This is a genomic window from Spirosoma sp. 209, from assembly GCF_002006735.1.
Classification (GTDB): Bacteria; Bacteroidota; Bacteroidia; order Cytophagales; family Spirosomataceae; genus Spirosoma; species Spirosoma sordidisoli.
Genome location: NZ_MVEC01000001.1, coordinates 583,135 through 605,234, shown reverse-complemented (window position 1 = coordinate 605,234; position 22,100 = coordinate 583,135). Strand labels below are relative to the sequence as shown.

Sequence of the window (22,100 nt, the reverse complement as noted above, 5' to 3'; positions counted from 1 at the left end):
CAGCCGCTTTCTGTCGTTATTTGTATAAAATTCTGTTTCATCACGTGTTCATGAAAAAAATCATTCTTGGGGTGGGCCTCTGGATGGCTTGCCTGACTGGTTTTGCCCAAACCACACCCTCATCGACCCGGCCAGGTTCCGGATCGGCTGGCTCGCAATATGACCCACTGGCCCTGTTCCATCCGCTGTTTAACATGCAGCCCGGTAACGATTACCGCACGGGCAGCGGAGCCCCTGGCCCCCGGTACTGGCAAAACCGGTCCGATTATCAGATCAACGTTACGCTGGATGATCAGCAGAACACCGTTACGGGCGAGGTTACCATTACGTACCGCAACAACTCGCCCGAGTCGCTGGCGTACCTGTGGCTTCAGCTCGACCAGAACGCCTTCAGCGATACGTCGCGGGCGGCCCGTACCACCCCCACAACGGGCGGGCGGTTCGGCAACCTGGGCTTTGCGGGTGGCCTGACCATTACGAGTGTGCAGGTAGAGCAGGGTAAAAACAAATTCGCAGCCGCGCCGTACGAGATTACGGATACCCGTATGCAGGTGCGCCTGGCCGAACCCGTAAAACCCACCGATGGGGTCGTACGGGTAAAGGTGGCCTACTCGTTCAAGATTCCGGAATACGGCTCCGACCGGATGGGGCAGCTTCGGCGGAAAGACGGGGTGATCTATGAAATTGCCCAGTGGTATCCACGGATGTGTGTATACGATGATATCGAAGGCTGGAACGTGCTGCCCTACTTGGGTGCGGGCGAGTTTTACCTAGACTACGGCGATTACGAGTACAGCGTTACCGTGCCCTGGAACCACATCGTAGTTGGCTCTGGCGAGCTGCTGAACCCCAACGATGTGCTGACCGGCGAGCAGATCCGGCGGCTGGCTCAGGCTGCCAAGAGCGATAAGACGGTGATGATTCGCAGCAAAGAAGAAGTGAACGACCCCAACACCCGGCCCAAGAAGTCAGGTACGCTGACCTGGCGATTCCGGTGTCAGAACACCCGCGATGTGGCCTTTGCCAGTTCGAAAGCGTTTGTCTGGGATGCTGCGCGCATGAACCTGCCGAGTGGTAAAGCCTCGCTGGCCCAGTCGGTCTACCCGGCCGAAAGCGCTACCAACGACTCCTGGGGCCGCTCGACCGAATACGTAAAAGGCTGCATCGAGTTCTACTCCAAATACCTCTACGAGTACAGCTACCCTGTGGCTACCAACGTGGCCGGTATTGTGGGTGGTATGGAGTATCCCGGCATCGTGTTCTGCGACCATAAAGACAAGAAAGACGCGCTCTGGGGCGTAACTGACCACGAATTCGGGCATAACTGGTTCCCGATGATTGTAGGTAATAACGAGCGTAAATTCCCCTGGATGGACGAAGGCTTCAACACCTTTATCAATACGTTGTCGACGGCTAACTTCAACAACGGCGAATACAACCGGGAGCGGGGCACCATGCACGACATTGCGCCGGCTCTGTTTTACCCCACCGAGCCGGTAATGACCATTCCGGATGTGCAGCAGTCGCGTGCGCTGGGAATTCTGGCTTATTACAAGCCCGGTATGGGTCTCAAACTATTGCGGGACGTAATTCTCGGCCCCGACCGGTTCGATTATGCGTTCAAACAATACGTAAACCGCTGGGCCTTCAAGCACCCCACGCCCTATGATTTCTTCCGAAGCATGGAAGATGGCGCCGGCGAGGACTTGGGCTGGTTCTGGCGTGGTTTTTTCTACGAGACCTGGAAACTCGATCAGGCCGTTCGGGACGTGAAATACGTAGATGGATCGGCCACGAAAGGATCGCTGATCTCGATCGAAAACCTCGAAAAGATGGCCATGCCCGTTACGGTTGAGGTGACCGAAACCAACGGAAAGAAGAGCCGGGTAAACCTGCCGGTCGAAGTATGGCAGCGGGGCGGAACCTGGACGTTCAAATACAACTCAACGTCGCCCCTGAAAACGGTGGTGGTTGACCCGGACCAGAAACTGCCCGATATTAACAGCCGCAATAACACCTGGCGCGGAGAAGCGCAGTAATAGCGCAGCATAGCATTGAATAGGGAGAAAAGGAACAGTCGCAGCGACTCCCTTTTCTCCCTATTTTATTGTCGATCTGGAATAAGCCCCAACCCGTCAGGGCCACAACAGCTTAGCGTCGGTAGAATCGACAGGCACCCGCAGACAATGACCCGTCAGGGCCACAACAGCTTAGCGTCGGTAGAATCGACAGGCACCCGCAGACAATGACCCGTCAGGGCCACAACAGCGCAGCGTCGGTATAAATCAACTGGCACCCCGAAGACAATGGCCCGTTAGGGCCACAACAGCGCAGCGTCGGTAGGAATCGACAGCCACCCATCAATATATGGCCCTTTAGGGCCTTTACAGCGTAGCGTCGGTAGCCTCATTCGGGACCAGCAACATGGATGTGCCGTCAGGTACATAACCAGCAGGCACCCCGCTACATGCCCACGGATGATTATTTTTGAATAAGCATCGCGCCGAACGAGTAGCCGCCACCGAAAACGGTTATAACGATGCGATGGCCTTTCTGGAAGGTGTCCCACTGTTCGGAGAGCGCAATGGCACAACCCGCGCAGCCCGTATTGCCGAGTCGCTGAATGTTGGAAATCAGCTTTTCTTCGGGCAGGCCCAGGGTGTTCATCACATTACGCGAAATGCGGAGGTTCGCCTGGTGGGGCAACACGTAATCAACGTCGGCCAGGGTAAGGCCGCAACGCTCCAGAATCTGCAGGCTGGCTTTGGGCATGTACTGGCAGGCGTTGATGAAGACATCGCGGCCAAACGGCATGGCAACGCCCCCTTCGTTTGGGCGCATGGTCACGCCCGTAGTGGCTTTAGGCGTATGAGCGGCTCCGCCCGTAAGCAGTCCCATAATCTCGAAATCGTCGTCGCTCTGCCGCTCTTTGGTGATCAGGAGCGCGGCTGCGCCATCGCCCCACAAATGACCCGAGATCGTATCTTCATCGTTGTTGTAGGCCGTGTTGTGCTCCGATACGATCACCAGCGCCCGGCTGGCTTTATTCAAGGCAAAATAGCCTTCTACCACCTCGATCGCATTCAGCAATGACGAGCAGGCCGTCGAGATCGAAACGACCGGTATATCGGCAATACCCAACATATGCTGGGCTTCGTGGGCCAGCGATACGATGGTATCATAAGGCGTATACGTAGCGCCAACGATCAGGTCGACCGTAGCGAGATCGGCTTTGGGTTGCAGGCGCCGGATCGCGTCGATGGTCATCGTATTGGTATTCTCACCCGGGGCCGCTTTCCGGCGCTCTTCGATGCCGGTACGCTCAATAATCCAGTCGCTTGACAGGCCGTTGAGTCGGGTAAAGTGTTCGTTGCCGACTACAGCTGTAGGTAGGTAGTGGCTTACTGCATGAATGTACATCAGGTCAAAAAAAAGAGGGCGTTCAGTACTTCCACCCGTAATTCAGACCGAAAGTTAAATCCTTCCGGGAAAGCGTGGTACTTGTCATTAGAACAATACCAAAATGTGTTTGTTTTGTCTTGTTTATCGGGCAAAAAATTATCTAACTGCGTTGTTTCTTCAACACCAGTTCGTAAAAATCGAGCAGTTTAGCCGACTCGGTAACCCATGAGTAATGGGTTTCGACGGCTCGTCGGCCCCGCTCTCCCATCGCTTTGGCCAGGGCGGGGTGCTCTATCAGATACAGCAGCGCCCGGGCAATGGCAGCGGGCTCTTCGGCCGATACACACAAGCCGCAATCATGACGTTCGACAACTTCCCGATATAGCGGAAAATCCGAGGTGATCACGGGCAGCCCCAGCGCCATATACTCGAACAGCTTGGTTGGATACGACTCGGGATAGTCGCCAACGGGTTTGAGCAGGGCAAGACCGGCGGTGGCCCCGACTGCCTTCAACAAGGCCTGGCGCTGGTCCGTATAGCCGTATAGCTTCACCGCTGAACGAATGGCCGACAAAGATACGAATTGCTCTATATACGTTGAAGGGATTGCCTGCTTACCGAACAGATGGGCCTCCAGATGGGGGTACCAGACTACGACCCGCTTCAGGGCTTCGATCAGGGTATCGAACGCCCGTTCGGGACTCAGCAGGCCGATCAGCAACAACGATGGCTGGTGCGGACTGGGCTGGTACGGCTGCCGAAAGGGCTCCAGAAACGATAGCAGCGGGTAGTTGTAGATAACAGCATGCGGCTTGCCCAGCCGGGTATAGGTGCTCAGGTACCCGTGTTCGGTGAAAATCAGATACAGATACCGGCAGGCCAGCCGATCGAACCAGCGAAAAGCCCGCTCGAGGATTACCCCCCGGTTTAGCGTCCTGACATGTAATTTCCTGTGCAGATTTTCCTGCACCTCATAGATAACGCGTATGCCCAATAGCCGGCAGATAAGCGCAACCGGCAGCAGTTCGGGTACATAAATATGAATCAAAGCGGGACGCAGCCGGATGCTGTGCCACCAAACCAGCGGACCCGTCAGCAAGACCCGCCAGATCACCCGCCGAAAGTACGGAAGCCGGATAAACCGCACGCCGGCGCAAACCGTCGGGTCGGCCCGCGGCAGGGCGCAGAAAACCTCGTACCGATCGGCCAGTGTCGGACATTGTTTGAAAACAATGCGCGGATCGGTAGCCGGGTGGGCGGTACTGACGAGAAAAACGCGGGGCTTTTTCACTTCTTCACCCCAAACTTACGCAGTTCGGCATCGATCTTCTGGTTCCAGCGCTCCTGAGCCAGCTGGTTGACGCTGTGATTGGTTTCGGCATCATACTGCTCCTGCATCCGGTTCATCTCCCGAAACGATTCCAGAAACTGGTATTGAATGATGCTATTGTAATCTTCCAGCGTCAGGCTGTCCGGATGAATCTTCTGCTTGAAGCGTTCCGTAATGAGCCTGGTGATGTCGAAGTGGCGCTGCTCGTGGTTGAGGGCGTAGGGGTTTTTGGCGTCGGCCCGGCCCCAGGATGAGTTCTTGAGCATGTAGGCCTTGGTCGTCAGCTGAATGGTGATGACTCCATCTTTTACGGTGCTCCGGCCCTCGTAGGCAAAACTGGTGAAGACCTCGGCCGCGTAGTGGCTGCCCCGGCGTGGTTCGGCCCGGAAATCGGCCCAGGTCAGCGGACGCTCCGGATTGTACTGTACGGTATCGTCGTTGGTAATCCGGCTATCATCCAGAAAGACAACCCGCAGGCGTTTGGCCAGCTTTTCGTTCTGGCCGGATTCGCGGTTCATGTAGTCGTTCAGGCTGCGCAGCGATGCCACAACCGCCTGCCGGATGGTGGGTTCGATAATAGTTGTCTGACCCAGGGGGCGGGTATAGTTGGCACTCCCCCGGTATTCGGTCAGGCGGGTGCTGGTTTCGCTGCCATCGTCGGACTTGCCCAGCAAATCGAAAACTGCGGCAAATACGAACTGGCCCGTTACCCGATTGCCCACGGCCGTTTCGGTAAGCCGGAGCTGGGTAATCCGCATGGCAATGGGCCGCAGCGATTTGTTCTGCTTCAAACTTTGGTTCACGAACTGGCGAAGGCCGGTTGCCACACCCCCCTCAATATCGACGGGTTGGGGCGCCTGCCCGGGCGTGAGGGCCAGTCGTGCTATAGCCCCCCGGTCAGCGCGCTGGTCGGTGACAGTGGCCATGTAAAATTCGTTGGGGGTAAACGAAATCGACTGCGGCTGTAAGCGAATGGGCGCCCTGCCAGGCTGCGAAGCCGTCAGGAACAGACCAACAAAAAGCCAGCGTAGGTACAGAATCGGGTTCATCGGACCAGCAGGCCAGCGGTTCGGACCTGCGTATGAATATAACGAAATCAGGGCATCAATCGTGCCGCTTTCGCCGTGCCAGGGGCTGGCTCAAGACCGATCATCTCCAAAAGCAGCAACCCTCTGATCGATACCGGTCGGGCACCAATCAGAGGGTTGACAGGCGGAGCGCGTTGCCGACTTTTAGTCGATCAGCATGGCTTTCCCGCTCAGCACATCGTTTTCTACCGTTTTGAACTTGACATCCCGTTTTACGGAACCGTCGGCATATTGAACGTTCACGCGGGCGTTACGGTCGAGCTTGGCCACCCGCATCGGTTCCTGACGCGGAGCCATCGGAGGGGCTCCGGCGCCCATGGCGTTGTTTTCGGCCATCCGGCGGGCATACTCTTCGGGGCCCGTAGCGAGGTGGTCGTCGTCGAAATCGTCAATATTGGTTTGCAGCTTCGGCTGGGGTTCGGGTCGGCGCTGGGCCGGTGCCTGCCGGATCTCCTGCTGCACTTCAGCGGCATCCTGCGCCGGAATATCGGCTTTGGCCAGGAAGCTGATCGTATCGAAGTTGACTTTGTTCAGGAACCGTTTGAAGAGCTCGACCGATTCGAACTTATAGACCAGCAGCGGGTCTTTCTGCTCGAATACGGCGTTCTGAACCGACTGCTTCAGGTCGTCCATCTCGCGCAGGTGCTCTTTCCATTCCTGGTCGATTACCGACAGCGTTACGGCTTTTTCCATTTCCGTTACCAGCAGACGACCACCTGTTTCCACCGCTTCGCGCAGATCGGTTACCACCGTCAGTTCATGCAGCCCGTCAGAGAACGGAACCACGATATTTTTGATCTGGTGGCCCTGTTCGTTCAGGACCTGCGTCAGAACCGGCAGTGCTTTTTCGGCAATGGCCTGGTTTTTGGCCTGGTAATGAGCTTCGGCTTCGTCGTACAGGCGCCGGATCGCGTCGGGTTTCTTCATCCGGCCAAACTCGTCGGCGCTCAGTTCGGGGGTTACGCCGAGTGTGGTCAGGAGCTGGAGTTTGATCTCCTCGTAGTTGCCTTCGGCGTTGTTGACCGTTTCTTCTACCACGTCGTACATGGTATTGGCAATGTCGAGCGGCAGACGATCGCCGAAGAGCGCGTTCCGACGGCGTTTGTAGATGGCCTCGCGCTGGTAGTTCATCACGTCGTCATACTCGAGCAGGCGTTTCCGAATGCCGAAGTTGTTTTCCTCGACTTTTTTCTGTGCCCGTTCAATCGACTTTGTAATCATGGAGTGCTGAATCACTTCGCCCTCTTCCAGCCCCATCCGGTCCATCACCTTCGCAATCCGGTCAGAACCGAACAGGCGCATCAGGCTATCTTCCAGCGACACGAAGAACTGCGACGTACCGGGGTCGCCCTGACGACCGGCGCGACCGCGCAGCTGCCGGTCGACCCGGCGCGATTCGTGGCGCTCGGTACCGATAATGGCCAGACCACCCGCCGATTTCGAGTCGGGTGTCAGTTTGATGTCGGTACCCCGACCCGCCATGTTGGTCGCAATCGTAACCGTACCCGGCTGACCGGCCGAGGCTACGATCTCGGCTTCGCGCTGGTGGTATTTGGCGTTCAGAACCTGGTGCTGAATTTTGCGGAGCGTCAGCAGGCGGCTCAGCAGCTCGGAGTTTTCGACCGAGGTGGTACCCACCAGTACCGGCCGACCTTTCTCGACCAGCATGTTGATTTCGTCCACCACAGCATTGTATTTCTCACGGACCGACCGGTATACCTTGTCTTCTTCATCCTGGCGGCTGATGGGGCGGTTCGTCGGAATAACGACCACGTCCATTTTATAGATCTGCCAGAATTCAGAGGCTTCGGTTTCGGCCGTACCGGTCATACCCGCCCGCTTGTGGTACATCCGGAAGTAGTTCTGGAGGGTTACCGTAGCGTAGGTCTGGGTAGCGTCTTCGACTTTTACGTTTTCTTTTGCTTCTACCGCCTGGTGGAGACCATCGGACCACCGGCGACCTTCCATAATCCGGCCCGTCTGCTCATCGACGATCTTTACCTTACCGTCCATGATGACGTATTCGGTATCCCGTTCGAACAGCGTATAGGCTTTCAGAAGCTGGTTTACCGTGTTGATCCGCTGGGTCTTCACGGCATAATCACGAACAACGGCTTCTTTGCCGAGAATTTTCTCGGGTTCCGACAGCTCCGGATTTTTATCGATGGCATTAAGATCGATCGACAGATCGGGCAGGATAAAGAAGTTCGGGTCCTCGCCGGAGCCGGTGAGGTAGTCGATGCCTTTCTCGGTCAGGTCGATGCTGTTGTGCCGCTCGTCGATCGTAAAATACAGGGGTGCGTCGGCCTCGGGCATCAGCTTCTGGTTTTCGGCCAGATAGATGGCTTCGGTTTTTTGCAGCAGCGCCTTGTTCCCCGTCTCGCTCAGGAACTTGATGAGCGGCTTATGTTTGGGTAATCCGCGGTGGGCTCTGAACAGCGACAGACCGCCTTCTTTTTCGTCGCCGGCGGCAATCTTCTTCTTGGCGTCGTTCAGGAAATCGAAAACCAGTTTACGCTGGGCTTCGACTACGCGGGCCACGCGCGGCTTCAGTTCAATATAATCCTGCTCGTCGCCACGCGGAATCGGTCCCGAAATAATCAGCGGGGTACGGGCGTCATCGATCAGGACGGAGTCGACCTCATCGACCATGGCGTAGTGATGTTTCCGTTGTACCAGTTCGCCGGTTTCGCGGGCCATGTTGTCGCGCAGGTAGTCGAAGCCGAATTCGTTGTTGGTGCCGTAGGTGATATCGGCCAGGTACGCCTGTTTCCGGAAGTCGGAGTTAGGCTGGTGTTTGTCGATGCAGTCGACGCGCAGGCCATGAAATTCGAACAGAGGAGCCATCCACTCCGAGTCGCGTTTGGCCAGGTAGTCGTTGACCGTTACGATATGTACCCCACGACCAGCCAGTCCGTTCAGAAAGGCCGGAAACGTAGCCACCAGCGTTTTACCTTCACCGGTTGCCATCTCGGCAATTTTACCCTGGTGAAGCACTACGCCCCCGATGATCTGCACATCGTAGTGAACCATGTCCCACTTGATGGGCGTACCGGCGGCATCCCAGCGGTTGGCCCAGTGGGCTTTGTCGCCATCAATAACGACGTTCTTTTTCCGAAGGGAGATGTCCCGGTCGAAGTCGGTAGCGGTGACGGTCAGCTGGTCGTTTTCGGTATACCGGCGGGCGGTTTCTTTCACGACGGCAAACGCGCGGGGCAGAATATCGAGCAGTACGCGTTCGAGTTCTACGTTCCGGTCCGCTTCGAGTTTATCGATGCGGTTAAAGATTCGCTCCTTCTCGTTCACGTCAACATCAACGCTGCTGGCCGCGGCCGACAGTTCGGCCAGTTGATTGTCGATATCGGCCAGTTCAGCGGCAATCTGCGCTTTCAGGTCGGCCGATACCTGCCGTAACTCATCGTTCGACAGGTCTTTCAACCGAACAAATTCAGCATTTACTTTTTCTACGTACGGCAGCAGCTCCTTAATGTCGCGCTGCGATTTGGTGCCAAATAGCTTGGCTATGAAATTGATCATCTCGTATGGTCGATAGTCGATATTCGTCAGTTAGAAGCGCTGAGCTATCGGAATTTGCTGATCATGGCGTTGACCAGTAAACCTGATTTTTTTACAAATTTAGTGCATTAGCCCCGGACTGCAAGACTGGTGACACTCAGGCTAGCTACCTTACTATACGGGAATACCGTTTTAGCAGGAATCTATTACTTTTGTGAATCAATTTTTGGCCCAAGGGCCGCCATTCATGCGTACTAAGGACAAATTGTCACGTTATTCTCACTTCAGTTGCCTGTTCTGCCTTGTTTTTATCCTGTTCAGCCTGACAGGAGTGAGTCCCGCCATCGCACAGCAGGCCGGGTCAAGGGTCGATCAACTCAGCGATGAGCAGGTAGAAGAGTTCTACCGGCGGGCACAGGCCAGTGGCTTAAGCGAAGCACAGATCGAACAGGCCGCCATGTCGCAGGGGTATACACTGACCGATATTGCCAAGATGCGTCGGCGTATTACGGAAATCCGGTCGCAGACCAACCGGAATCGGGGCCAAAGCTATGCCGATACCAGCCTGGGCCGTACCCTGCCGAACGGGTTGTCGCGCCGGGTTATCGATTCGCTTCCTTACACCGCCCGTACCGATACCAGCCGTAAAATCAAAGTCTTTGGCGCATCCCTGTTCGAGAATGCCAATTTGTCGTTCGAACCTAACCTGCGCATCGCCACCCCCCGCAACTACATCGTTGGCCCCGACGATGAGATCAGCATCGATATTTCGGGCGCATCGTCGGACAGCTTCCGGCTGAAAATTACCCCCGATGGTACCGTAAAAGTGCCGAACATCCCGCCCATTTTTGTCAGCGGCCTCACCATCGAGCAGGCCGAACAGCGCATCATCGACCGGCTGCGTAAGGGTGGTTACCAGGGACTGGGCAGTCCGGGCAGCGGCACCTATGCCAACGTATCGCTCAGTAACATTCGCAGCATTCGGGTAACACTGGTTGGCGAGGTCGTACGGCCCGGCACCTATACCATTTCGTCGCTCGGATCGGCCTTCAACGCGCTGTACCTGGCGGGCGGGCCTAATCCGGAGACCGGCTCGTTCCGGAAGATCAGCATCATTCGCGGCAACCGCGTGGTTCGTACCATCGACCTGTACGATTTTATACTGCGGGCCGATCAGCGCGATAACATTCGGTTGCTCGACCAGGACGTGATCCGGGTTGCCGACTACGAAACGCGCGTTGAACTGACGGGCGAAGTGCGCCGACCGGCCATTTTCGAGGTGCTGCCGGGCGAAACCCTCAAGAACGTACTGAGCTTTGCGGGAGGCTTTGGCGACGAAGCGTACCGCGCCAGCATCACCCTCCGGCGCAACACCGCCCGCGAGCGCCGGATCGTCACCATCACCGAAGAACAGATCGCCAGTTTCGTACCCCAGCGGGGGGATAAATACTTTGTCGGCAAGATTCTGGAGCGGTACGAAAACCGCGTACAGATAGCGGGAGCCGTTATGCGCCCCGGCGACTACGCGCTGGAACCCGGTCTGGAAACCGTAAAACAGCTGGTTAACCGGGCCGAAGGCTTGCGTAAAGACGCCTTTACCAACCGGGCCACCATTATCCGCGAGCGGGCCGACATGGATCGGGAAAACCTCTCTTTCGATCTCGGTAAGCTGATGCGGGGCGAAGTGGCCGATATTCCCCTGCTGCGCCAGGACAGCCTGACCGTACTATCCATTCAGGATCTGCGCGAAACGTATTACGTGACCATCGAAGGAGCCGTTAACCGCCCCGATACGGTCGAATTTGTCAACAACATGAGCGTGGCCGACCTGATTGCGCGGGCCGGTGGCTTTCAGGAAGGCGCCAAGCCCAACCTGGTTGAGGTCGCCCGGCGTATCCGTCAGGACTCGGCCGGTATCCGCACCACCACACTCGAGATGTACCGGTTTGCCCTCGACCGCAACCTGCAGATGAGCCCATTGGAAACAAATCCGGCTTCTGCTTCCGACAGTGCTGCCGGTTTTCGGCTCCAGCCGTTCGATATTGTGTACGTCCGTTCATCGCCGAACTACGAGGCCCAGCGGCAGGTGTTTGTGTTCGGGGAGGTGCTGCACCCCGGCAACTACGCCATTTTCAACCGCCAGGAACGTATAGCAGATGTAATTACCCGAGCGGGCGGGTTGAAGCCGGGTGCTTACATGGCCGGTGCTCGTTACAGCCGACAGGGCCAGGTAGTAGGCAGCGATCTGCGCCATATCCTCGACGATCCGGGCGCTGAAGAAAACCTATTGCTCAACGACGGCGATACGCTGTTTATCCCCCGTCAGTCTGAGGTGGTAGCCGTTGAAGGGGCTGTGCTGAACCCGTCGGTAGTGAGCTTCAAACTAGGTTATGATTTTGACGATTATGTAAGTGAGGCCGGTGGTTTCACCGATAACGCCCGTCAGCGAAAGGCTTATATTATCTATCCGAACGGACGAAAAGACAGAACCCGAACGTTTTTATTTTTCAAGTCGCGCCCGCGGGTAGAGCCTGGTTCTACGATCGTAGCCCCGTTCAAACCGATGGATACAAACAGGCTGTCGGGCGTAGAGCGGGCCAGCATTTTGTCTATTGTTGGTACATTGGTCATCACCGTTTTGAGTCGGTTTTTCTAGGGTAACGCAGCCATGACGACAAAAGAACCTATGACTCCAGGCGAACTTAGCGCTGACGAAATTGAAATCCGGCTGGGCGATATCATTCAATTTTTCAAAGATAGCCGTCGGACTTTACTAGTCTGGACGGCTGTCTTCCTGGTAATCGGAGCTGTGTATGCTTTTTCTCTGCCAAACGAATTTACATCGACCGTACGGGTGATGCCTGAGCTAAAAACGCCGGCTGGAGCTGGCGGTCTGGGTGATCTTAAGTCTCTGGCCGGATTAGCGGGTGTTAGTTTCGATAATCTAAGTGGAACATCAGAGGCAATACGGCCAGATTTATACCCAGATATTGTGCAAAGTGTTCCTTTTTCTCTGCATTTGCTCCAGCAGCCAGTTACATCAAGAAGTAATGCCAAAAGCCAATCCTTAGAACAATATCTGATACAGCAGGATAAAAGTTGGATAGGGAGTATATCAGGGGATGGGGGTACAGAAGAAACGTCTCTTCGGCCTAGTGGATCTGCTCTGCAATTGACCAAAAAGCAGGAAGAATTAAGCAAAAAGGTTAGTAAACGGGTAAGTGCAACAATAGATAAAAAGTCAGGCATTGTCACCATTACTAGTCAGATGCCTGACCCTGTGGTGGCTGCCACTACGGCAAACCAAACACTTAATTATCTCACTACCTATGTGACTAATTACAGGACAGGCAAGTCAAGGAAACAGGTTCAGTTCTTATCTCAACAAGTTAATAATGCCCGCCACCGTTACCAAGCTGCTGAATTTGCACTTTCCAGCTATCGTGATCGCAACCGGAGTTTGTTTTTGGAAACGGCTAAGATAGAAGAGCAGCGTCTACAGGCCGATTATCTGTTGGCACAAACGGTGTACAATGATCTGTCGAAACAACTGGAGCAGGCTCGAATAAAGGTACAGGAAGAATCTCCAGTTTTTCAAATTCTTGAACCTGCGCAGGTGCCCCTACTAAAAAGCGGTCCTAAACGAACACTGATCGTTTTAGCATTTGCGGCTATTGGAGGAATACTTGGCTTTCTATATGCGCTTTTTAGTAGTTGGCGAAGATATGCTTTGGCTACTAACGTGTCCAGGCAAACCACAACAAACCGCATATGAAAAGGGCCTTAATCTGTGGGGTTTCAGGGCAAGACGGCGCTTATCTGGCTAGATTGTTAGTGGAAAAAGGGTATGAAGTATATGGCGGGTCTCGGGATGCGCAAATGGCTACATTTCGGAACCTTACTCGTTTAGGGATTCATCAGGACATCAAAGTACTTTCCATTAGCGTTGTCGATTTTAGAAGTGTTTTACAGACACTTTTAAAAGTGAAGCCTGACGAAGTGTATAATCTGGCAGGACAGAGTTCGGTAGGCTTGTCATTTGAGCAACCTGTTGAAACTTTGGAAAGCATAAGTGTAGGCACCTTGAACCTACTTGAAGCTATTCGATTTAGCGGTTTACCAATCCGGTTCTACAATGCTGGTTCGAGCGAATGTTTTGGCGACACAGGTAAAGAAGCAGCTAACGAATTGACACCGTTTCGACCGCGTAGTCCATATGGTGTGGCTAAGGCGGCTGCTTTCTGGCAGGTTGCAAATTATCGTGAGGCCTATCAACTGCATGCAAGTACAGGAATCCTGTTCAATCATGAATCCCCCTTACGACCAGAACGCTTTGTCACACAGAAAATAGTGAAGGCTGCATGCCGGATCGCTAATGGTAGTACAGAAATATTGACTTTGGGTAATATTGATATTGCCCGCGATTGGGGGTGGGCACCTGACTATGTCGAAGCAATGTGGGCTATGCTGCAACAAGATCAAGCTGATGACTACGTTATTGCTACGGGGCAAACGAATAAGCTTCGCGCCTTTATCGATGTTGTATTTCAGGCAGTTGGTTTGAACTGGCAGAATCATGTGCGTGTAGATCCAGATTTATTTAGACTGACTGATATTGCTGAAGGGTATGCTAATGCTGATAAAGCTCAAAAAAAATTGAAGTGGGCTGCCCATCATACGATGAAAGAGGTAGGTAAGCTGATGGTTGATGGATACCTTGAACAGAATTAAGATTCGGACAAACTCTAAAAGCAAGTTCGAAACAAACAGATTCTAGATCACTAGAAACTATAAATCTCAAAAGTAATCACTAGTTCAATGATAAAATGTTGATTTAGGCAGAAAAATCAACAAGCTTATATGAGCGATGAAAGCACAGAAGATTTAAAGTCTCAATATTAGTGTTGAATCTTACGTAAGATGAGTTAAAAAAGTATGATCAATATAGTAGATAAGTTAAGTGGAACGCAAAAAAAGATTGGCGCAAATCTAATTGCACTAGGCTTTGTGCAGGTTACTAATTTTGTTATTCCAATAATAACTTTTCCATATTTAGTGCGTGTAGTAGGAATAGATAAATATGGTACTGTAAGTTACGCCTTGACAATTCTTGTTTATCTGATAACTGTAACTGATTACGGCTTCGGCATATCCGCGACAAGGGAAGTTGCACAGAACAAAAATAACTGTTTACACATAAGTGCTCTCTTCTTTAATGTCTTAGCGGCAAAGATATTTTTATTACTTATCGTTACTATAGGTTTAGCAGGTGGTATTATTATTTATCCAAGGTTTGGAGCGGAACCTATAATCTATTCTTCTGGATTCTTGTATATACTGGGTAATGTACTTCTACCGACGTGGTTTTTTCAGGGAGTGGAGCGAATGAAATATATAACATACTTAAATATAATATCTAAACTTCTAATATTGATTTTGTTATTTCTGTTTATAAAAGAAAGAGAGAGTTATAGATACGTTGTTTTTATATACGGTGTTGCAAATACCTTAACTGGGATACTTGGTACTTATTTAGCTATAAAGAAGGAAAAATTAGAGCTAAGAATCCCTACCATAGCAGCTGTAAAAAATCAATTAACAGAGGGCTGGGCTTTCTTTGCTTTAAGCTTATCGTCACTTATTTCTAATAGTTCTACTATAGTAATATTGGGATTTTATGTAAATGATTCAGAACTGGGGAAATATAGTATTGCAGAGAAGGTCACTTTTTTACTTTGGCAATTGTTAATCATAGTATCTCAGGCAATGTATCCGCATGTGTGTCAATTAGCTGGGGAGTCGCATGAGCGGTTAGTTGGATTTGTCAAAAAAATAGCTTTTTCTCTTAGCTTTACCATGCTATTTTTATGTATTGCGCTGTTTGGGGCATCTGAATATTTGGTTTATCTTATAACCGGTTCTTACCAAGCCGATATAGCTTTAGTATTAAAAATATTAAGTTTTAACGGATTCATTGTATCATTGAACATTCCTTTTTATCAAACACTACTTGCTTACAAATTACAAAAGCATACTGCAAATATATTTAATATAATGGTGTTTGTTAGCGTTTTCTTAACAGTAGTTCTGTGTTGGAAAGCAGGCATAATTGGTGCTGCAGTTGTTGTTGTTTTAACTCAAACTATTATTGTTTTATCTTTAATAGTTTTATTAGAATATAAATTCCCTCAATATTCATTATGGAGGACCATTTCTAAAGCTTGACATTTAAACACACAAATGACTATGAGCCTATACAAAATTAAGCAGGAAGAGTACTTTACACGAGTAAGGCATGATTTGGTAAGCTTAATGCCAAAAACAGGCAGTATAAAGGTATTGGAGATTGGATCTGGGGGCGGAGATACTTTAGTGTATCTGAAACATAGCAATCGTGCTAGTGAAGTTGTAGGCGTAGACGTATTCAAACTTGAAGGAACAAATCAAGACCATGAGCTAATAGATCAGTTTATAATAGCTGATATTGAAAATCAAGAACTTGATTTAGAAAAAGAATATTTTGATGCAATTATCTGCGGAGACGTTCTGGAACATCTCGTAGACCCATGGACAGTTCTATCAAAAGTAGAAAAGTTTTTAAAACCTGGAGGTCAGTTAATTGTGAGTGTGCCGAATATTCGCTTTTATAAAGTTTTGTATAAAATAATATTTAAAGGAGATTTTCAATATGACCCTTTAGGAGGGGTTTTAGATAAGACTCACCTGCGTTTTTTTTGCAAAAAAAACTTAGTGGATCTGGTCAGTCTACCGAATTTCAAATTCGAGCTTGTAACCTCAATACAGCGGTTCCCAGGTCATCCAATGAGTTGGAAAGTGAATTTGTTCAATAAATTGACTTTAATGATTTTCGATGACTTCTTCGCTTCACAGTTCATTGCAGTTTCTAAAAAAGAAGGATGAATAATCATAGTCAGATAAAGGTTGCAGGTGCGATTGTATTATACAATTCAGAAATTTCTGTTATAGATAATATAAAGTCTTACATCAACCAGGTTGATACTCTATTTGTTGTTGATAACTCAGAGACAATCAATGAAAGCCTGATTATGTCCTTGGAGACATTTTTCAATATTAAATATATTTTTAATGGACAGAATTTAGGTATTGCCAATGCACTCAACATAGCTGCGAATGCTGCTATAAACCATGGTTTTGATTATCTCCTCACTATGGACGATGATACCTTGGTTCCAGATAACATGGTAGCAAGAATGGTCACTTTTTTAAGTGAACGAGAATCGGACAAAATAGGTATACTGGCAGCGCAATCAACACCACATTTAGCAGGCGAATCACACCGATATGTTTATGTTACTATTACTTCGGGGAATTTATTGAATTTAAAGGCTTATAAACAGTGCGGTCCATTCTTGGAAAAACTCTTTATTGATTGGGTAGATCATGAATATTGTATGAGACTCGCAAGAAATGGATATAGTGTGATTGAATTGAACTATCTACTGCTCAATCATAGATTGGGAATACGAAAGCATGTGTCTATCCTCGGAAAGACAATTCACTGGACCTCACACAACCCAACTCGCGTCTATTATAGATTCCGTAATACGTCCTACGTGATGTGGAAATATGCATTTTATATACCCAGTAAGTACTATTTAATATTTATGTATGAGTTACTCAAAGACGTGAGCAAAAATATGTGGCTGGAAGATAAACGATTATACAGGAGTAAAATGATGTTGAAGGGGGTACTGGATTGTTGCAAAGGGAAAATGGGGCGATACGATGGCTAGTATAAGTCATAATAAGAGGGTATCAATTGCAATGACTACCTATAATGGTCAGAAATACATAGAGGAGCAGTTGCATTCCTTATGTGCACAGACATACCCTATTTATGAAGTTATCGTATGTGACGATATGTCAGAAGATAACACTATTGATGTAGTATTGGGTTTTAAAGATGCCTTGCCATTGAAAGTTATTAAAAATAAAGATAGACAAGGGGTAGTAAGAAACTTCAGACAGGCCATAGCGAACTGTACTGGTGATTTTATTGCCTGTTGTGATCAAGATGACATATGGCTACCGGATAAACTGGGTGATTCGATAGAACTCATACTTCCAATTACTGGAGGTAGACCTGCCTTGGTCTATACAGATCTGCAAGTAATAGATAGTAAACGGCAAATTATAGCAGAATCGTTTTGGACAATGAGGGAGATTGATCCATCCAAAACAACCTTTTATTCTCTTCTGTTCGGTAACACTGTAACTGGTTGCACAATGTTATTTAACCGTAAAATGTCAGATGAAGTGATGAAAATGCCTGATCAGGCTACGATGCATGATCACTGGATAGCCTGCATAGCTTATTCTATAGGTAAAGTTAGATTTCTAAAAAAACAGACTGTAAGTTACCGACAGCATGAAACCAATGTTACAGTTAACAAAGAAGTAAATTTTAAAAACCGGGCAGCTAATTTATGGAGCATGATAAATAATGGCTTTGGCGACTTCCTGTCATCTCAATTGAATCAGGCTAAATTGTTTGATCGCATTTACCAGGGCATTTTAAATGAAGACAATGCCGGGGATTTAAAAAGATTTATAAACTGCGAAAAGTTATCACCAATGTTTAGAAAGTTGATGTATCATTACATGCTACGCCAACAGAGAGATTAATATTCATATATAATTTTAGTAGTGTTAATTATCTAATGTTAATTTTTATTGTACATTTTGATGAATACCATCTTTATATTGATCTCCGGATCGTAGAACAGAGGATTTCCATTAATCTTAAAATACGAAATTTTGTTGGGTGTATTGTGGCTAAATAAATCACGATAGGTATTCAGATTGTTAACATACGAAGAAATAATTAAATTCTCGTTTGCTGTTTTTCTAACTAACCTATGCTCGCCATAGGGCCTTCCAAGACTATCAAACATAGTAATAGACAAAGGAGGTATTTTATAGAAAAAGTTTAAGATCTTTCCAGCTAATGTCTGGTGAGCATCGACACTACAAACTGTATACGTACCTTTATAGCTTACAACTGATAGCTTTGAATTTAATGTGTATTTTTTTACAGGTAATTCAATGTAATTTTGAATCAAAGGTCTTTCTTGAAGTTTTAATAATAAATAATTGTTATTGTGGTTTTCTACAGGTTGATATCTAGATAGGAGCATTAGATTTAGTTCTGGCTCATCATACAAAGGATATCTGTTATCAATAGACTTATATTGGTAGATTATATATTGGGGTGCATATTTTGATGAATACCATTTAGTGTTAAGTGTTGATAATCCTTCCGTATAAACAGTATAGGATTGAAATACAGGTCTAGGTTTCCAGTTCGCATTATAGGCGTAAAGAGTAGATATATCCCAAGGCATAATATCGACTCGTGATTTCTGGTCGAATATCTTCTTCGTTTGTTGACTAATCGGAAAGTTATTTTTTATAAAATCTTTATTTTGCTTTAGTACTTCATCTAATTTGTCTGTTCTCAATGGTAATAATATATGATTAGAATTAAAGGAAGAATAGGGTGTGACGACAATCAAACACAGAATTGCTATGCCTATAAGCTTGTTAGATATGCTTGATCTGTACTCTGTAGATATGTGTATATAGTAGACAAAAATAGTAACTAACAAAAGCTGTGAATAAAATAACACTAAGTGTCCGCCATCAAATCTAACAAAACCTTCTTTAAATGATAAAAATACAAGAGGTGCACATAGCAACAAATTTTTCCTAAGTGTATTGTTGCTAAAAGTTCTATAAGCAATCCATGCGTAGATTAATAAAATACTAATAGATGTAATTAAAAAAAATAAATCGATTAAGTTAGAGAAGAATGAAGTGTTATAATCCCAAAAGGGAGTAGCCATTGCTTCACTGTACCCACTTGCAATATCTAACCCCCTTATTATGTAACTGTAGATATCTGTAATACTCTGATCATTCACTAACCAGAGGCCAGTCAAAAATATCACATAACTTAAAATATAGATTGTAGAATATAGGAATTTTTTTCTGCTCGATATTACTGGAATTAATATAAACAAGCTAATTGCAATTGCAACATAACTAAATTTAACTAGCGAGGCAATAGCTAATAAAAAACAAGCAGAAATTACCTTTATGATAGTTAGTTTATTAATTTTATCAATTAAGCTCGATAATAAAATTAAAATACACATATTTATGTAATCTAGGAGCTCAAAATTGAATAATAGTAATATACTAATAGTGATGGTAATCTGCCTAGATGAGAATGCACTATGTTTATGGTTTAACAAAATGAATTTATATATAAAAGAAACTACAATGCTGTAGATGATTAGGGTGATAACAAAGTATCTGGATATATGATCTGGGGTAAGAATCACTGATGGCTTAACCAACCAATACATAGGTCCGTAGGTGAAAATAATATCTTTTCCCCATTTGTAATCTAAATTGCTAGACCAGTTTAAAGCTGTAATCCATGAAGGGTCTAGACCGCTTTTTAATTCATTTAGATGGAAAGGGGTTCTTACTATCGTCCATATTATACACAATGTCCATAACAGGTAATACGCATACGGAGGAATAGCTTTAGAATCATACCTTACGTAGTTATTTTTGATGAAAAATAAAGCGAATACACTCAATAATAGGATTATAGATCTACTGCTATCTATCAACTTTGTATAAAGTTGATAGTCTCCTGACCAGTTAATGATCTTTCTAAAATATGGAAAGCTAGATTTCACTTTGAATTCCTCTGTTGGCGCTAGATATAATGTTTTATCGAGATATTTTTTCTTATACCAATTTACTGTGATATATCTTAAAGGATACACGTATGTATTAGAACCTATCTTAATATTAAGTGTATCCGTGGTCAAACCGCAGCCTTTAGGAATGTCGATGGCAATACTGTTGTAGAATATCTTATCATTATCCGAGCTTATTGTTAATGTATTTGTCTTATTATCAATCTGCTTTGCTGCAAGCAAGCTGAACTTACCATTTAATGAACAACGCCAGATGTTTATTTCGTCAATGCATATAGGATTTGTCGACTTTAAAATTACTGATATTTTCTCTACATTGTTTCTATCCTTTATTACAATTATTGTATCAATTGATAGCTTCAAAAGAAGAAACGAAATTGTGCATATCCATAATTTCCCTACAGACAACATTACTTTTAAATTTTGGTAATAATCTCTGCAATATAAACTGAAATTTTAGCACTGATCTATTTGGATGAAGATAAATTTGCATATAGATATAAATGGTTACTTTATGGGAGTACTAGATTGTTGGTATACGTAGACTAGCCTTACAATAGTATTCATATATATATGATATGATAATTTTGAGTGTTTGGTTTATATTTGTAGCTTAGATACTTAATATTATATGACTTAAATTTGCGATTAGGCGATGCATATGTTTAAGTAAACAGTATCGCCCACTGTCTTAAGAGCAATAATAGAGTTGCACCATGAAACTTCCCTTGGCAATCAGTATAGAAAATATTACCTCTATTAACAAAATAATTTTTTCTATTTTGTTAATAGAAATGTTTCTGGGTGGTTCAGGCCGTTTTACTGAAATTACCTCATTCTTTACACTTCGTATGGCTTTGTGGTTAACAGGACTATCCATAGTAAGCGCACATATAATCATTTATAGAAAGGTCAGAAAAAATATTGTTATTGTTATTGCTGCTTATCTGTTGTCAATGTTGTTTTCCTCATTATTAGGTATTGTTAATGGCGTAAATAGTACTTTTTTATTTTTAGATATAAAGCAATTTTGTTTTTTCATCATCATTCTATACTTTTCCTTGAGTATAAATAGTGAGAGAGATATAGAAACGGTTGTTAGATTGTTAAAACGTAGCTCATTGATCTTAGCCTTGTTACATGTAACAATTGTTTTTTTTGTTGTTTTAGATATTTTTAATTTTGGTCAGGTATGGTATTTTTTTAATATCTATGCTACCGGACAGTCTGATATTGATAATCCTGTTTCTAATGAAGTATTTTTTAAAGGATCGTATGGGTTTATATATTATAAGGGCGACTTTTATTTATGCGTCGGTTTATTTTTCTGGATAGATTCAGGTATTAAAAATTGGAAAAATAGAATTTCAGTATTAGTTATTTCTTTTGCAATATTTCTTACAGGTACAAGAGGTTTTGTTCTAATGGTAGTGTTAACTTATTTAGTGAGTTGGTTTGTCAATATCAAAAATATAAAAATGTTACTTCGTAATAAATCTATTTTAGCGTTAATTACATTTGTTATTACATGTTTCTTGTTGGCGTTGTACATCTTTAATCTTGAATACAGTCAATATATAGGTGATAAAGAAGAAAGCGATGCTATTAGGTTTATCCAAATTAGCCAAGTAGTTGATGAGATAGATTTTATAAGCATTATTTTCGGTCATGGTTTTGGGTATGGTATACCTATTAGAAACTCACATATGGAAATTGCTTACTTAGAGATTTTACACAAGCAAGGTATAATTGGTTTAAGCCTCTGGTTATTATTATTGGTCTACATACACAGATTATATTTACTCACGAAGGGTGAAAAATTTTCTAGACCATTTTGGTTAGCTGTACTATTTACTTACCTTCTTTCAGCAACGAATCCTTATGTTAACCATCCTTTAGGTTTCACTTTGCTAAGTTTGTGTTTAGTTGTTTATAGTGTTTATTACAAGAATAGACAATTTGAAGGGGAAATTTAATCAACTCAAA

Annotated in this window: 14 protein-coding genes; 9 read left to right on the top strand and 5 right to left on the bottom strand. The window is 46.5% G+C overall.

Going from position 1 to position 22,100, the window contains the following annotated elements; all coding sequences use genetic code 11:
* The first annotated feature begins 50 nt into the window (after positions 1-50).
* Entirely contained in the window at positions 51-2,039 is a 1,989-nt protein-coding gene (locus tag B1C80_RS02610) for a M1 family metallopeptidase (protein WP_077919620.1), read from the top strand.
* Positions 2,040-2,481: 442 nt separating this feature from the next.
* Here the strand turns inward: B1C80_RS02610 and B1C80_RS02605 are convergent, their stop codons facing one another.
* From B1C80_RS02605 to secA, 4 genes are all read right to left on the bottom strand, one after another.
* Entirely contained in the window at positions 2,482-3,420 is a 939-nt protein-coding gene (locus tag B1C80_RS02605) for a 3-oxoacyl-ACP synthase III family protein (protein ID WP_077919477.1), read from the bottom strand.
* Between the two features lie 142 nt (positions 3,421-3,562).
* On the bottom strand, positions 3,563-4,693 hold the full coding sequence (locus B1C80_RS02600; protein ID WP_077919476.1) for a glycosyltransferase: 1,131 nt from the start codon (positions 4,691-4,693) through the stop codon (positions 3,563-3,565).
* Positions 4,690-5,781: a hypothetical protein gene (locus B1C80_RS02595; RefSeq protein ID WP_077919475.1), complete on the bottom strand. Its 1,092-nt coding sequence runs from the start codon at positions 5,779-5,781 to the stop codon at positions 4,690-4,692. Before B1C80_RS02595 ends, B1C80_RS02600 begins: the two co-directional genes overlap by 4 nt.
* A gap of 183 nt (positions 5,782-5,964) precedes the next feature.
* Entirely contained in the window at positions 5,965-9,357 is a 3,393-nt protein-coding gene (secA, locus tag B1C80_RS02590; RefSeq protein WP_077919474.1) for a preprotein translocase subunit SecA, read from the bottom strand.
* Between the two features lie 226 nt (positions 9,358-9,583).
* Here secA and B1C80_RS02585 point away from each other — a divergent pair, with 226 nt between their 5' ends.
* From B1C80_RS02585 to B1C80_RS02555, 7 genes are all read left to right on the top strand, one after another.
* A complete protein-coding gene (locus B1C80_RS02585) occupies positions 9,584-11,992 on the top strand; it encodes an SLBB domain-containing protein (protein ID WP_077919473.1) in 2,409 nt (802 codons plus the stop codon).
* Positions 11,993-12,004: 12 nt separating this feature from the next.
* Positions 12,005-13,111: a Wzz/FepE/Etk N-terminal domain-containing protein gene (locus B1C80_RS02580; protein WP_077919472.1), complete on the top strand. Its 1,107-nt coding sequence runs from the start codon at positions 12,005-12,007 to the stop codon at positions 13,109-13,111.
* Positions 13,108-14,067 carry a GDP-mannose 4,6-dehydratase gene (locus tag B1C80_RS02575; RefSeq protein ID WP_077919471.1) on the top strand — a complete coding sequence of 320 codons (960 nt, stop codon included), beginning with the start codon at positions 13,108-13,110 and terminating at the stop codon, positions 14,065-14,067. Before B1C80_RS02580 ends, B1C80_RS02575 begins: the two co-directional genes overlap by 4 nt.
* Before the next feature lie 204 nt (positions 14,068-14,271).
* Positions 14,272-15,561 carry an oligosaccharide flippase family protein gene (locus B1C80_RS02570; RefSeq protein ID WP_077919470.1) on the top strand — a complete coding sequence of 430 codons (1,290 nt, stop codon included), beginning with the start codon at positions 14,272-14,274 and terminating at the stop codon, positions 15,559-15,561.
* Positions 15,562-15,582: 21 nt separating this feature from the next.
* Positions 15,583-16,257 carry a bifunctional 2-polyprenyl-6-hydroxyphenol methylase/3-demethylubiquinol 3-O-methyltransferase UbiG gene (locus B1C80_RS02565; RefSeq protein WP_161492694.1) on the top strand — a complete coding sequence of 225 codons (675 nt, stop codon included), beginning with the start codon at positions 15,583-15,585 and terminating at the stop codon, positions 16,255-16,257.
* Positions 16,254-17,111 (top strand): glycosyltransferase, encoded by an 858-nt coding sequence (locus tag B1C80_RS02560; RefSeq protein WP_077919468.1) that lies wholly within the window; start codon positions 16,254-16,256, stop codon positions 17,109-17,111. Before B1C80_RS02565 ends, B1C80_RS02560 begins: the two co-directional genes overlap by 4 nt.
* Positions 17,104-18,003: a glycosyltransferase family 2 protein gene (locus B1C80_RS02555; protein ID WP_077919467.1), complete on the top strand. Its 900-nt coding sequence runs from the start codon at positions 17,104-17,106 to the stop codon at positions 18,001-18,003. Before B1C80_RS02560 ends, B1C80_RS02555 begins: the two co-directional genes overlap by 8 nt.
* Before the next feature lie 38 nt (positions 18,004-18,041).
* Here the strand turns inward: B1C80_RS02555 and B1C80_RS02550 are convergent, their stop codons facing one another.
* Entirely contained in the window at positions 18,042-20,477 is a 2,436-nt protein-coding gene (locus B1C80_RS02550; protein ID WP_139361568.1) for a hypothetical protein, read from the bottom strand.
* A gap of 353 nt (positions 20,478-20,830) precedes the next feature.
* On the opposite strand from B1C80_RS02550, the gene B1C80_RS02545 reads away from it, so the two are divergent.
* Positions 20,831-22,090 carry a hypothetical protein gene (locus B1C80_RS02545; RefSeq protein ID WP_077919465.1) on the top strand — a complete coding sequence of 420 codons (1,260 nt, stop codon included), beginning with the start codon at positions 20,831-20,833 and terminating at the stop codon, positions 22,088-22,090.
* Positions 22,091-22,100: the final 10 nt, after the last annotated feature.

What these genes read in the sequence shown, in the direction of transcription:
- B1C80_RS02610 (WP_077919620.1), top strand. Translation starts at nt 51, where the DNA reads ATGAAAAAAATCATTCTTGGGGTGGGCCTCTGGATGGCTTGCCTGACT.
- B1C80_RS02605 (WP_077919477.1), bottom strand. Translation starts at nt 3,420, where the DNA reads ATGTACATTCATGCAGTAAGCCACTACCTACCTACAGCTGTAGTCGGC.
- B1C80_RS02595 (WP_077919475.1), bottom strand. Translation starts at nt 5,781, where the DNA reads ATGAACCCGATTCTGTACCTACGCTGGCTTTTTGTTGGTCTGTTCCTG.
- secA (WP_077919474.1), bottom strand. Translation starts at nt 9,357, where the DNA reads ATGATCAATTTCATAGCCAAGCTATTTGGCACCAAATCGCAGCGCGAC.
- B1C80_RS02585 (WP_077919473.1), top strand. Translation starts at nt 9,584, where the DNA reads ATGCGTACTAAGGACAAATTGTCACGTTATTCTCACTTCAGTTGCCTG.
- B1C80_RS02580 (WP_077919472.1), top strand. Translation starts at nt 12,005, where the DNA reads ATGACGACAAAAGAACCTATGACTCCAGGCGAACTTAGCGCTGACGAA.
- B1C80_RS02575 (WP_077919471.1), top strand. Translation starts at nt 13,108, where the DNA reads ATGAAAAGGGCCTTAATCTGTGGGGTTTCAGGGCAAGACGGCGCTTAT.
- B1C80_RS02570 (WP_077919470.1), top strand. Translation starts at nt 14,272, where the DNA reads ATGATCAATATAGTAGATAAGTTAAGTGGAACGCAAAAAAAGATTGGC.
- B1C80_RS02565 (WP_161492694.1), top strand. Translation starts at nt 15,583, where the DNA reads ATGAGCCTATACAAAATTAAGCAGGAAGAGTACTTTACACGAGTAAGG.
- B1C80_RS02560 (WP_077919468.1), top strand. Translation starts at nt 16,254, where the DNA reads ATGAATAATCATAGTCAGATAAAGGTTGCAGGTGCGATTGTATTATAC.
- B1C80_RS02555 (WP_077919467.1), top strand. Translation starts at nt 17,104, where the DNA reads ATGGCTAGTATAAGTCATAATAAGAGGGTATCAATTGCAATGACTACC.
- B1C80_RS02545 (WP_077919465.1), top strand. Translation starts at nt 20,831, where the DNA reads ATGAAACTTCCCTTGGCAATCAGTATAGAAAATATTACCTCTATTAAC.